8 protein-coding genes are annotated in these 14,193 nt (G+C 53.1%); 6 read left to right on the top strand and 2 right to left on the bottom strand.

The genetic code is table 11. The annotated features are described in order from the left end of the window. Positions 1–5: 5 nt before the first annotated feature. Positions 6–728: a bifunctional 2-polyprenyl-6-hydroxyphenol methylase/3-demethylubiquinol 3-O-methyltransferase UbiG gene (gene ubiG / locus G434_RS17260; RefSeq protein ID WP_000990765.1), complete on the bottom strand. Its 723-nt coding sequence runs from the start codon at positions 726–728 to the stop codon at positions 6–8. Positions 729–874: 146 nt separating this feature from the next. On the opposite strand from ubiG, the gene gyrA reads away from it, so the two are divergent. The 6 genes from gyrA (at position 875) to G434_RS17290 (ending at position 12,928) form a co-directional block, all read left to right on the top strand. After that, positions 875–3,502, top strand: a complete 2,628-nt coding sequence (gyrA, locus tag G434_RS17265) for a DNA topoisomerase (ATP-hydrolyzing) subunit A (protein WP_001281220.1) — start codon at positions 875–877, stop codon at positions 3,500–3,502. A 148-nt stretch (positions 3,503–3,650) separates the two neighbouring features. Further along, positions 3,651–5,339: a DUF2138 domain-containing protein gene (locus G434_RS17270; RefSeq protein ID WP_000012269.1), complete on the top strand. Its 1,689-nt coding sequence runs from the start codon at positions 3,651–3,653 to the stop codon at positions 5,337–5,339. Next, complete coding sequence (locus G434_RS17275) at positions 5,336–5,959, top strand: DUF1175 domain-containing protein (RefSeq protein WP_001322734.1); 624 nt, start codon at positions 5,336–5,338, stop codon at positions 5,957–5,959. Before G434_RS17270 ends, G434_RS17275 begins: the two co-directional genes overlap by 4 nt. Positions 5,960–5,982: 23 nt before the next feature. Continuing rightward, a complete protein-coding gene (locus tag G434_RS17280) occupies positions 5,983–10,497 on the top strand; it encodes an alpha-2-macroglobulin family protein (RefSeq protein ID WP_000536505.1) in 4,515 nt (1,504 codons plus the stop codon). Continuing rightward, complete coding sequence (locus tag G434_RS17285) at positions 10,498–12,147, top strand: YfaQ family protein (RefSeq protein WP_001104554.1); 1,650 nt, start codon at positions 10,498–10,500, stop codon at positions 12,145–12,147. It abuts the gene before it with no gap. Positions 12,148–12,151: 4 nt separating this feature from the next. Continuing rightward, positions 12,152–12,928 (top strand): YfaP family protein, encoded by a 777-nt coding sequence (locus tag G434_RS17290; RefSeq protein WP_001225870.1) that lies wholly within the window; start codon positions 12,152–12,154, stop codon positions 12,926–12,928. Positions 12,929–13,001: 73 nt separating this feature from the next. On the opposite strand, the gene atoB is transcribed toward G434_RS17290, so the two are convergent. Next, a complete protein-coding gene (gene atoB, locus G434_RS17295) occupies positions 13,002–14,186 on the bottom strand; it encodes an acetyl-CoA acetyltransferase (RefSeq protein WP_000786526.1) in 1,185 nt (394 codons plus the stop codon). Between the last annotated feature and the right edge of the window lie 7 nt (positions 14,187–14,193).

Here is a 14,193-nt window from a genome sequence, read left to right as displayed (position 1 = left end):
CAATTTTATTTATTCTGCGTGTGCAGCATATAGTTCACATCGACGCCGGGGCCGAGTTTAAAAGTATTAGTGATCGGGTTGTAATGTAACCCGGTTATATGTCGCTCTTTAAGGCTTGTCTGATCTACCCAGCCAAGCAGTTCTGCCGGTTTTATAAATTTCTTCACGTCGTGCGTGCCTTTGGGCACCATGCGCAAAATATATTCCGCGCCAACCACCGCCATCAGCCATGACTTGCCGTTGCGGTTAAGCGTCGAGAAAAAGACATCGCCGCCCGGTTTCACCAGTTGCGCACAGGCTCTGACCACTGACTGCGGATCGGGCACGTGCTCCAGCATCTCCATGCAGGTCACCACATCATACTGCCCGGCATGTTTTGCCGCGTGCTCTTCCACGGTTTCCTGCACGTAATCCACCTGAATGCCGCTTTCCAGCGCGTGCAGCTTTGCCACCTGCAATGGCTCAAAGCCCATATCCAGACCGGTCACCGTCGCGCCTTCGCGCGCCATACTCTCGGCCAGAATGCCGCCGCCACAACCGACATCGAGTACCTTTTTGCCAAATAAACCGCCAGCACGCTCGGCAATATAGCCCAGACGCAGCGGGTTAATGCGGTGCAGCGGTTTGAACTCACCTTCAAGATCCCACCAGCGGGAGGCGACAGCTTCAAATTTAGCGATCTCTTCGTGGTCTACGTTATGGTTTACCGGCGATTTTTCGGCATTCATTGGCACTTCTACTCCGTAATTGGCAAGACAAACGAGTATATCAGGCATTGGAGGTGAATAAAGCGTATAGGTTTACCTCAATCTGCGCGGCTGTGTTATAATTTGCGACCTTTGAATCCGGGATACAGTAGAGGGATAGCGGTTAGATGAGCGACCTTGCGAGAGAAATTACACCGGTCAACATTGAGGAAGAGCTGAAGAGCTCCTATCTGGATTATGCGATGTCGGTCATTGTTGGCCGTGCGCTGCCGGATGTCCGAGATGGCCTGAAGCCGGTACACCGTCGCGTACTTTACGCCATGAACGTACTAGGCAATGACTGGAACAAAGCCTATAAAAAATCTGCCCGTGTCGTTGGTGACGTAATCGGTAAATACCATCCCCATGGTGACTTGGCGGTTTATGACACGATCGTCCGTATGGCGCAGCCATTCTCGCTGCGTTACATGCTGGTAGACGGTCAGGGTAACTTCGGTTCCATCGACGGCGACTCTGCGGCGGCAATGCGTTATACGGAAATCCGTCTGGCGAAAATTGCCCATGAACTGATGGCCGATCTCGAAAAAGAGACGGTCGATTTCGTTGATAACTATGACGGCACGGAAAAAATTCCCGACGTCATGCCAACCAAAATTCCTAACCTGCTGGTGAACGGTTCTTCCGGTATCGCCGTAGGTATGGCAACCAACATCCCGCCGCACAACCTGACGGAAGTCATCAACGGTTGTCTGGCGTATATCGATGATGAAGACATCAGCATTGAAGGGCTGATGGAACACATCCCGGGGCCGGACTTCCCGACGGCGGCAATCATTAACGGTCGTCGCGGTATTGAAGAAGCTTACCGTACCGGTCGTGGCAAGGTATATATCCGCGCCCGTGCCGAAGTGGAAGTTGACGCAAAAACCGGACGTGAAACCATTATCGTCCACGAAATTCCGTATCAGGTAAACAAAGCGCGCCTGATCGAGAAGATTGCGGAACTGGTAAAAGAAAAACGCGTGGAAGGCATCAGCGCGCTGCGTGACGAGTCTGACAAAGACGGTATGCGCATCGTGATTGAAGTGAAACGCGACGCGGTCGGTGAAGTTGTGCTTAACAACCTCTACTCCCAGACCCAGTTGCAGGTTTCTTTCGGTATCAACATGGTGGCATTGCACCATGGTCAGCCGAAGATCATGAACCTGAAAGACATCATCGCGGCGTTTGTTCGTCACCGCCGTGAAGTGGTGACCCGTCGTACTATTTTCGAACTGCGTAAAGCTCGCGATCGTGCTCATATCCTTGAAGCATTAGCCGTGGCGCTGGCGAACATCGACCCGATCATCGAACTGATCCGTCATGCGCCGACGCCTGCAGAAGCGAAAACTGCGCTGGTTGCTAATCCGTGGCAGCTGGGCAACGTTGCCGCCATGCTGGAACGTGCGGGCGACGATGCTGCGCGTCCGGAATGGCTGGAGCCAGAGTTCGGTGTGCGTGATGGTCTGTACTACCTGACCGAACAGCAAGCTCAGGCGATTCTGGATCTGCGTTTGCAGAAACTGACCGGCCTTGAGCATGAAAAACTGCTCGACGAATACAAAGAGCTGCTGGATCAGATCGCAGAACTGCTGCGTATTCTTGGCAGTGCCGATCGTCTGATGGAAGTGATCCGCGAAGAGCTGGAACTGGTTCGTGAACAGTTCGGTGACAAACGTCGCACTGAAATCACCGCCAACAGCGCCGACATCAACCTGGAAGATCTGATCACTCAGGAAGATGTGGTCGTGACGCTCTCTCACCAGGGCTACGTGAAGTATCAGCCGCTTTCTGAATACGAAGCGCAGCGTCGTGGCGGGAAAGGTAAATCTGCCGCACGTATTAAAGAAGAAGACTTTATCGACCGACTGCTGGTGGCGAACACCCACGACCATATTCTGTGCTTCTCCAGCCGTGGTCGCGTCTATTCGATGAAAGTCTATCAGTTGCCGGAAGCCACTCGTGGCGCGCGCGGTCGTCCGATCGTCAACCTGCTGCCGCTGGAGCAGGACGAACGAATCACTGCCATCCTGCCGGTGACCGAGTTTGAAGAGGGCGTGAAAGTCTTCATGGCGACCGCTAACGGTACCGTGAAGAAAACTGTCCTCACCGAGTTCAACCGTCTGCGTACCGCCGGTAAAGTGGCGATCAAACTTGTTGAAGGCGATGAGCTGATCGGCGTTGACCTGACCAGCGGCGAAGACGAAGTAATGCTGTTCTCCGCCGAAGGTAAAGTGGTGCGCTTTAAAGAGTCTTCTGTCCGTGCGATGGGCTGCAACACCACCGGTGTTCGCGGTATTCGTTTAGGCGAAGGCGATAAAGTCGTCTCTCTGATCGTGCCTCGTGGCGATGGCGCAATCCTCACCGCAACGCAGAACGGTTATGGTAAACGTACCGCAGTGGCGGAATACCCGACTAAGTCGCGTGCGACGAAAGGGGTTATCTCCATCAAGGTTACCGAACGTAACGGTTTAGTGGTTGGCGCGGTGCAGGTAGATGACTGCGACCAGATCATGATGATCACCGATGCCGGTACGCTGGTACGTACTCGCGTTTCGGAAATCAGCATCGTGGGCCGTAACACCCAGGGCGTGATCCTCATCCGTACTGCGGAAGATGAAAACGTAGTGGGTCTGCAACGTGTTGCTGAACCGGTTGACGAGGAAGATCTGGATACCATCGACGGCAGTGCCGCGGAAGGGGACGATGAAATCGCTCCGGAAGTGGACGTTGACGACGAGCCAGAAGAAGAATAATTTTACTTCTTCATGCCAAAAGGGAGCTATCTCCCTTGTTTGAATTGAAAAGTCCAGGCTGCAAAGTCTGGGCTTTTGTCGTATTAGGGCGCGGTAAAGTTTTGCTGTGCTCGTAAAAAATGGCTGGCTTTACACAAGGAATGTGGCAATGAGTGGTGAAAAAAAGGCGAAAGGCTGGCGGTTCTATGGTCTTGTATGTTTGGGCGCAATAGTACTGCTTTCCGCTGGCGTCTGGGCGTTGCAATATGCTGGCAGTGGGCCAGAAAAAACGTTGTCGCCGCTGGTGGTGCACAACAATCTGCAAATCGATCTCAATGAGCCGGACCTCTTTCTCGACAGCGACTCTCTGAGCCAGCTTCCCAAAGACCTCCTTACCATTCCGTTTCTCCACGATGTTCTGAGTGAAGATTTCGTTTTCTATTATCAGAATCATGCCGATCGTCTGGGCATTGAAGGCAGCATTCGCCGCATTGTCTATGAACACGATCTCACGCTGAAAGATAAGCTCTTTTCGTCACTCTTAGATCAGCCCGCGCAGGCGGCGCTATGGCACGATAAACAAGGCCATCTTTCACATTACATGGTGCTGATCCAGCGCAGTGGTTTAAGCAAACTGCTGGAGCCATTGTTGTTTGCCGCTACCAGCGACAGCCAGTTAAGCAAAACGGAAATCAGTAGTATTAAGCTAAATAGTGAAACCATCCCGGTTTATCAGTTGCGCTATAACGGCAATAACGCCCTGATGTTCGCGACTTATCAGGACAAGATGCTGGTGTTTTCCAGTACGGATATGCTGTTTAAAGATGACCAGCAGGATACCGAAGCCACGGCGATCGCAAGTGATTTGTTGAGCGGTAAAAAACGCTGGCAAGCCAGCTTTGGCCTGGAAGAGCGTGCTGCTGAAAAAACGCCAGTACGCCAGCGCATCGTGGTCAGCGCCAGGTTGCTGGGGTTTGGCTACCAGCGATTAATGCCTTCTTTTGCTGGTGTACGCTTCGAAATGAGCAACGACGGCTGGCATAGCTTTGTGGCGTTAAATGATGAATCCGCAAGCGTAGATGCCAGTTTCGATTTTACGCCGGTATGGAACAGTATGCCTGCCGGGGCCAGCTTCTGTGTGGCGGTGCCGTATTCGCATGGTATTGCCGAAGAGATGCTTTCGCACATCAGCCAGGAAAACGACAAGCTGAACGGGGCGTTAGATGGTGCAGCCGGGCTGTGCTGGTATGAAGACTCAAAATTACAAACCCCGCTATTTGTTGGTCAATTTGATGGCTCAGCCGAACAGGCACAACTGCCTGGGAAACTGTTCACGCAAAATATTGGTGCGCACGAAAGCAAAGCGCCAGAAGGTGTTTTGCCGGTAAGCCAGACTCAGCAGGGCGAAGCGCAAATCTGGCGTCGCGAAGTGAGTTCCCGATACGGCCAGTATCCGAAAGCGCAGGCGGCGCAACCCGATCAATTAATGTCGGATTATTTTTTCCGCGTGTCGCTGGCGATGCAAAACAAAACGCTGCTTTTCTCCCTCGATGACACGCTGGTTAATAACGCCCTGCAAACACTGAATAAAACCCGCCCGGCAATGGTGGATGTAATACCCACTGATGGCATCGTTCCGCTCTATATCAATCCACAAGGCGTGGCGAAACTGCTGCGTAACGAAACGTTGACCAGTCTGCCGAAGAATCTCGAACCGGTTTTTTATAACGCCGCACAAACTTTATTAATGCCGAAGCTGGACGCTTTATCTCAACAACCGCGTTATGTCATGAAGCTGGCCCAGATGGAACCCGGTGCCGCCTGGCAGTGGCTACCCATAACCTGGCAGCCGCTATGAGGCACGGGCTGCTGGCGCTGATTTGCTGGCTGTGTTGTGTTGTTGCCCATAGCGAAATGCTGAATGTCGAACAGTCGGGGCTGTTTCGCGCGTGGTTTGTACGCATTGCACAGGAACAACTCCGCCAGGGGCCAAGCCCACGCTGGTATCAGCAGGATTGTGCGGGCCTGGTGCGATTTTCGGCGAACGAGGCGCTGAAAATTCACGACAGCAAATGGCTAAAAAGTAACGGTATAGCAAGTCAGTATTTGCCGCCTGAAATGACGCTAACACCTGAACAGCGTCAACTGGCGCAAAACTGGAATCAGGGGAACGGAAAAACCGGCCCCTATGTGACCGCGATTAATTTGATTCAATATAACAGCCAGTTCATTGGCCAGGACATAAACCAGGCGCTGCCTGGCGATATGATTTTTTTCGATCAGGGCGATGCCCAGCACTTAATGGTCTGGATGGGGCGTTACGTCATCTACCACACCGGAAGCGCTACGAAAACTGACAACGGAATGCGCGCAGTCAGTCTGCAACAACTTATGACATGGAAGGACACCCGATGGATACCCAACGATTCCAATCCCAATTTCATTGGCATTTATCGTTTAAATTTTCTGGCGCGATAGCAGCGTGCTTGTGCCTGTCTCTTGTGGGAACAGGGCTTGCTAATGCTGATGATTCGCTTCCTTCCAGTAACTATGCGCCGCCCGCCGGGGGAACATTCTTTTTGCTCGCTGACAGCAGTTTTAGCAGCAGTGAAGAGGCGAAAGTGCGACTGGAAGCGCCGGGGCGTGATTATCGGCGTTATCAGATGGAAGAGTACGGCGGTGTGGATGTTCGTCTGTATCGTATTCCTGACCCGATGGCATTTTTGCGCCAGCAGAAAAATCTGCATCGCATTGTGGTGCAACCGCAATATCTGGGCGACGGGCTGAACAACACGCTGACCTGGCTGTGGGATAACTGGTACGGCAAATCTCGCCGCGTGATGCAGCGTACTTTCTCTTCTCAGTCACGGCAGAATGTGACTCAGGCATTACCCGAATTACATCTCGGCAATGCCATTATTAAACCTTCCCGTTATGTACAGAACAACCAGTTTTCCCCGCTGAAAAAATATCCACTTGTGGAACAGTTCCGTTACCCATTATGGCAGGCTAAACCGGTCGAGCCGCAGCAAGGGGTAAAACTGGAAGGTGCATCCAGCAATTTCATCTCGCCGCAGCCGGGTAACATCTATATTCCGCTAGGCAAGCAAGAGCCGGGACTGTACCTCGTCGAGGCGATGGTTGGTGGGTATCGGGCGACGACGGTGGTGTTTGTTTCCGATACCGTGGCGCTTAGCAAAGTGTCAGGTAACGAGCTTCTGGTGTGGACCGCGGGTAAAAAACAGGGTGAAGCGAAGCCCGGCTCAGAGATCTTGTGGACTGACGGTCTTGGCGTGATGACCCGCGGTGTGACCGATGACAGCGGTACCTTGCAGTTACAACATATATCGCCGGAACGTTCATACATTCTGGGTAAAGATGCTGAAGGCGGCGTTTTTGTCTCCGAGAATTTTTTCTACGAAAGCGAAATCTACAACACCCGCTTGTATATCTTTACCGACCGCCCTCTGTATCGTGCAGGCGATCGTGTTGATGTCAAAGTGATGGGCCGCGAGTTCCACGACCCGTTGCATTCATCCCCCATCGTCAGCGCCCCGGCGAAGCTTTCAGTGCTGGACGCCAACGGCAGTCTGTTGCAAACCATCAATGTCACGCTGGATGCGCGTAATGGCGGGCAGGGGAGTTTCCGCCTGCCAGAAAATGCCGTCGCCGGAGGTTATGAGTTACGCCTGGCTTACCGCAAACAGGTCTATAGCAGCAGTTTTCGCGTGGCAAACTACATCAAGCCACATTTCGAGATTGGTTTAGCTCTCGACAAAAAAGAGTTCAAAACAGGCGAAGCGGTCAGCGGCAAACTGCAACTGCTTTACCCGGATGGAGAGCCGGTAAAAGATGCCCGCGTGCAGTTAAGTTTGCGATCTCAACAACTGTCGATGGTGGGCAACGATTTGCGTTATGCCGGACGTTTTCCCGTGTCGCTGGAAGGCAGTGAAACGGTGTCCGACGATAGCGGTCATGTGGCGTTAAATCTCCCCGCCGCTGATAAACCAAGCCGTTATTTGTTAACCGTCTCCGCCAGTGACGGTGCGGCGTATCGTGTCACCACCACCAAAGAGATCCTCATTGAACGTGGCCTGGCGCATTATTCATTAAGTACTGCCGCACAATACAGTAATAGCGGCGAGTCGGTTGTGTTCCGTTATGCCGCGCTGGAATCTTCAAAACAGGTTCCTGTTACGTATGAATGGTTGCGTCTCGAAGACCGCACGAGCCATAGCGGAGAGCTACCGTCAGGCGGCAAATCTTTTACCGTCAATTTCTCTAAACCTGGCAACTACAATCTGACATTACGCGATGAAGACGGCTTAATTCTCGCTGGGTTAAGTCATGCCGTCAGCGGTAAGGGCAGCACGGCGCATACTGGTACGGTAGATATCGTGGCGGATAAAACGCTGTACCAGCCAGGCGAAACCGCGAAGATGCTGATTACTTTCCCGGAGCCAATTGATGAAGCGTTATTGACGCTGGAACGCGATCGCGTGGAACAGCAGTCGCTGCTTTCGCATCCGGCAAACTGGCTGACGTTACAACGTTTAAACGATACCCAGTATGAAGCCCGCGTACCGGTGAGCAATTCCTTTGCGCCTAACATCACTTTTTCGGTGCTGTATACCCGTAACGGTCAGTACAGTTTTCAGAACGCCGGGATCAAAGTTGCCGTTCCCCAGCTGGATATCCGGGTGAAAACGGACAAAACCCATTACCAGCCTGGTGAACTGGTCAATGTCGAATTAACCTCTTCGCTGAAAGGTAAACCTGTTTCTGCGCAGCTAACGGTTGGTGTGGTCGATGAAATGATCTACGCGCTGCAACCGGAAATCGCGCCGAATACCGGCAAATTTTTCTATCCGCTGGGGCGTAACAATGTGCGTACCAGCTCCAGTCTGTCGTTTATCAGCTACGACCAGGCGCTCTCCAGCGAGCCGGTTGCGCCTGGCGCGACCAACCGCAGCGAGCGGCGAGTAAAAATGCTTGAACGTCCACGGCGTGAAGAGGTGGATACCGCGGCATGGATGCCGTCACTCACAACCGATAAACAAGGCAAAGCGTATTTCACGTTCCTGATGCCTGATTCGTTAACCCGTTGGCGCATTACAGCCAGAGGGATGAACGGCGACGGGCTGGTCGGGCAGGGGCGTGCTTATCTTCGTTCGGAAAAAAATCTCTACATGAAGTGGAGTATGCCAACGGTGTATCGCATGGGCGACAAACCGGCAGCAGGACTGTTTATCTTCAGTCAGCAGGATAACGAACCGGTGGCGCTGGTGACTAAATTTGCAGGCGCTGAGATGCGCCAGACGCTTACGCTGCACAAAGGGGCGAATTATATTTCGCTGACGCAGAACATTCAGCAATCTGGCTTGTTAAGCGCAGAACTGCAACAAAATGGGCAAGTGCAGGACAGCATTAGCACAAAACTGTCTTTTGTGGATAACAGCTGGCCCGTTGAACAGCAGAAAAATGTCATGCTCGCCGGTGGCGATAACGCGCTGATGTTGCCCGAGCAGGCGAGCAATATCCGGCTACAAAGTAGTGAAACGCCGCAGGAGATTTTCCGTAACAATCTTGATGCGTTAGTCGATGAACCGTGGGGTGGCGTGATCAACACCGGTAGCCGTCTGATCCCGCTCAGTCTCGCCTGGCGTTCGCTTGCCGATCATCAAAGTGCCGCCGCTAACGACATTCGTCAGATGATTCAGGATAACCGTCTGCGGCTGATGCAACTGGCGGGGCCCGGAGCGCGCTTTACCTGGTGGGGTGAAGATGGCAATGGTGACGCCTTCCTTACGGCATGGGCATGGTACGCCGACTGGCAAGCGAGCCAGGCCCTTGGCGTAACGCAGCAACCGGATTACTGGCAGCATATGCTCGACAGTTATGCCGAGCAGGCAGATAACATGCCGTTATTGCATCGGGCGCTGGTGCTGGCGTGGGCGCAGGAGATGAATCTGCCGTGCAAAACGTTGTTGAAAGGGTTGGATGAAGCTATCGCCCGGCGCGGAACTAAAACTGAAGATTTCTCTGAGGAAGACACCCGCGATATCAATGACAGCCTGATCCTCGATACACCGGAATCTCCACTGGCAGATGCGGTGGCAAACGTCTTAACCATGATGTTGCTGAAAAAAGCGCAGTTGAAGTCCACGGTGATGCCACAGGTTCAGCAATATGCGTGGGATAAAGCGGCAAACAGCAATCAGCCGCTGGCGCACACGGTTGTGCTGCTCAATAGCGGGGGCGACGCTACCCAGGCGGCTGCTATTTTAAGTGGTTTGACCGCTGAGCAATCCACTATTGAACGCGCGCTGGCCATGAACTGGCTGGCGAAATATATGGCGACAATGCCTCCGGTTGTGTTGCCTGCGCCTGCGGGCGCATGGGCTAAACATAAGTTAACTGGAGGGGGCGAATACTGGCGTTGGGTTGGTCAGGGCGTGCCGGACATTCTCTCTTTTGGTGACGAATTATCGCCGCAAAATGTGCAGGTCCGCTGGCGTGAACCGGCAAAAACGGCTCAACAAAGTAACATTCCGGTGACCGTTGAACGCCAGTTGTATCGGCTTATCCCCGGTGAAGAAGAGATGAGCTTTACTCTGCAGCCGGTGACCAGCAATGAGATTGACAGCGATGCGCTGTATCTCGATGAAATTACGCTTACCAGCGAGCAGGATGCCGTTCTGCGCTACGGTCAGGTGGAAGTACCGCTCCCGCCGGGAGCCGATGTTGAGCGCACAACATGGGGCATTTCGATCAATAAACCCAACGCCGCGAAACAGCAGGGGCAATTGCTGGAAAAAGCGCGAAATGAAATGGGCGAACTGGCCTATATGGTGCCGGTGAAAGAACTGACGGGAACGGTCACTTTCCGCCATTTGCTGCGCTTCTCGCAAAAAGGGCAATTCGTTCTGCCTCCTGCTCGTTATGTGCGTTCCTATGCACCTGCACAGCAACGTGTTGCGGCAGGGAGTGAATGGACCGGGATGCAGGTGAAATAAGTGAACTGGCGCAGAATCGTCTGGCTATTGGCGTTGGTTACTCTGCCAACGCTTGCGGAGGAGACGCCGTTACAACTGGTGCTGCGCGGTGCGCAGCACGATCAACTGTATCAGCTGTCGTCATCAGGCGTGACCAAAGTCTCAGCATTACCTGACACTCTCACCACGCCGTTAGGGAGTTTGTGGAAACTGTATGTTTACGCCTGGCTGGAGGATACCCATCAACCGGAGCAGCCCTACCAGTGTCGTGGAAACTCCCCGGAAGAGGTTTATTGTTGTCAGGCTGGGGAGAGCATAACGCGCGATACCGCGCTGGTACGTTCCTGTGGGCTCTATTTTGCGCCGCAGCGGTTGCATATTGGCGCAGATGTATGGGGGCAATACTGGCAACAGCGTCAGGCACCTGCGTGGTTAGCGTCTCTTACTACGCTGAAGCCAGAAGCCTCGGTAACGGTTAAATCACTGCTTGATTCATTAGCGACGTTACCTGCGCAAAACAAAGCTCAGGAAGTCTTACTGGATGTGGTGCTGGACGAGGCGAAAATCGGAGTTGCATCCATGCTCGGTAGTCGGGTACGGGTGAAAACCTGGAGCTGGTTTGCCGATGATAAGCAGGAAATCCGTCAGGGTGGTTTTGCTGGCTGGTTAACCGATGGTACACCGCTGTGGGTTACTGGCAGTGGCACCAGCAAAACGGTACTGACCCGTTATGCGACGGTGCTTAATCGGGTTTTGCCAGTGCCGACGCAAGTTGCCAGTGGGCAATGTGTAGAGGTGGAGCTGTTTGCCCGCTATCCGCTGAAGAAAATCACAGCGGAAAAGAGTACGACGGCAGTAAAACCCGGCGTACTTAATGGGCGCTATCGTGTGACGTTTACTAATGGTAACCACATTACGTTTGTCAGCCACGGTGAGACGACCTTACTGAGCGAAAAGGGCAAACTGAAATTGCAGTCGCATCTCGATCGTGAAGAGTACGTTGCCAGAGTTCTGGATCGCGAGGCGAAAAGTACGCCCCCTGAGGCAGCGAAAGCCATGACCGTGGCGATTCGCACTTTTTTACAGCAAAACGCCAATCGGGAAGGCGATTGCCTGACCATCCCCGACAGCAGCGCCACGCAGCGTGTTTCTGCTTCGCCAGCGACCACGGGGGCGCGAACGATGGCCGCCTGGACGCAGGATCTTATCTATGCGGGCGATCCGGTTCATTATCACGGCAGTCGCGCTACCGAAGGGACGCTTTCCTGGCGGCAAGCCATGGCCCAGGCGGGGCAGGGGGAGCGTTACGACCAGATACTCGCGTTTGCTTATCCCGACAACAGCCTTAGCCGCTGGGGAGCGCCACGCTCAACCTGTCAGTTATTACCCAAAGCGAAAGCCTGGCTGGCGAAAAAAATGCCGCAGTGGCGGCGTATATTACAAGGCGAGACGGGGTACAACGAACCAGACGTGTTTGCGGTCTGTCGTTTAGTCTCAGGTTTCCCCTATACCGATCGGCAGCAGAAACGGCTGTTTATTCGTAACTTCTTTACGCTTCAGGATCGGCTGGATTTAACCCATGAGTATCTGCACCTGGCCTTTGATGGTTATCCCACCGGGCTTGATGAGAACTATATCGAAACGCTGACCCGACAATTATTAATGGACTAATGCTATGCGAAAGATTTTTCTTCCGTTGTTACTGGTGGCGCTTTCGCCTGTCGCTCACAGTGAAGGTGTGCAGGAAGTCGAGATTGACGCACCGCTCTCTGGCTGGCATCCGGCAGAGGGCGAAGATGCCAGTTTTTCACAATCGATCAATTACCCGGCGTCGTCCGTCAACATGGCAGATGATCAAAATATCTCAGCGCAGATCCGCGGCAAAATAAAGAATTATGCTGCGGTGGGTAAAGTTCAGCAGGGCCGGCTGGTGGTCAACGGTGCCAGTATGCCGCAGAGAATTGAATCCGATGGTTCATTTGCACGCCCTTATATTTTCACTGAAGGCAGCAACAGCGTGCAGGTCATCAGCCCAGATGGGCAAAGCCGACAAAAAATGCAGTTTTACTCAACGCCGGGCGCTGGAGTGATCCGCGCGCGTTTACGGCTGGTTCTCTCCTGGGATACGGACAATACCGACCTCGACCTTCACGTTGTTACACCTGATGGCGAACACGCCTGGTACGGTAACACCGTGCTGAAAAACAGTGGTGCACTGGATATGGATGTCACGACGGGGTACGGCCCCGAGATTTTCGCCATGCCAGCGCCGATTCACGGACGTTATCAGGTGTATATCAACTACTATGGCGGACGCAGCGAAACGGAATTAACCACCGCCCAACTGACGCTGATCACCGATGAAGGATCGGTCAATGAGAAACAGGAAACATTTATTGTACCGATGCGTAATGCTGGTGAGCTGACGCTGGTGAAAAGTTTTGACTGGTGATTAATGGGGTTACCTTCGCCGTCGATGTTCAAGAAAACGCCCGATAACTTTCGCTATCGGGTGTTTTTATTGATTAATTCAACCGTTCAATCACCATCGCAATTCCCTGGCCGCCACCAATGCACAGTGTTGCCAGCCCCAGCGTTTTATCGCGTGCCTGCATGGCATGTAATAGTGTGACCAGAATACGAGCACCACTGGCACCGATAGGATGCCCGAGCGCGATGGCCCCGCCGTTGACATTCACTTTCTCAGAATCAAAGCCCAGGGTTTTCCCAACGGCAAGGAACTGTGCAGCAAATGCTTCATTAGCCTCAATGAGATCGATATCCGCCAGTTGCAGCCCCGCCAGTTGTAACGTTTTTTGCGTGGCAGGTACTGGCCCCATACCCATCAATGCGGGGGGCACGCCACCGCTGGCATAACTTTTAATGCGAGCCAGGGGGGTAAGGCCTGCTGCCAGCGCCGCAGATTCTTCCATAATCACCAGAGCGGCAGCACCGTCGTTAATACCAGACGCGTTCCCGGCGGTGACTGTTCCCGCTTTATCGAAGGCCGGGCGCAATGCGCCTAACGCTTCAGTCGTAGAATCCGCTTTCGGGAATTCGTCTTGACTGAAGACGAAGGTTTTCTTCCGAGTGACAACATTTACCGGGACGATTTCGGCTGTAAAAGCACCGGACTCAATTGCGGCTGCCGCTTTACGCTGTGAATGTAGCGCCAGTTCATCCTGCATTTCTCGGGTAATTCCGTACTCTTTGGCCACGTTCTCGGCGGTAATCCCCATATGATAACCATGGGTGGCGCACATCAGACCATCGCGCAGGATTACGTCATAAACCTGTCCGTCTCCAAGACGATAACCAGAGCGTGCTTTTGCATCGAGTAAGTAGGGCGCTAAACTCATATTTTCCATACCCCCCGCCACAATGCTTTGCGCCTGACCTGCCTGAATTGCCTGGGCGGCAAGCGCCACACTTTTAAGACCCGAACCACACACTTTATTGACCGTGAATCCGCACACCGTTTCTGCCAGCCCGCTTTTTAACAGTGCCTGACGTGCCGGATTTTGCCCCAACCCGGCTTGCAACACGTTACCCATAATCACTTCATCAATGTGTAGTGAATCGATTTTTGCACGTTCAATGGCGGCTTTAATTACTGTCGCCCCCAGGTCGATGGCGCTGGTGGAAGCGAGTGAACCGTTAAAACTACCGATAGCAGTACGTACCGCACTGACGATGACACAATTTTTCATTTTTTAT

Origin of the sequence: Escherichia sp. KTE172, from assembly GCF_000408845.1 — a bacterium.
In the GTDB taxonomy this organism is placed as follows: Bacteria; Pseudomonadota; Gammaproteobacteria; order Enterobacterales; family Enterobacteriaceae; genus Escherichia; species Escherichia coli.
The sequence above is the reverse complement of the archived record's forward strand: the minus strand, read 5'-3'. Positions and strand labels throughout refer to the sequence as shown.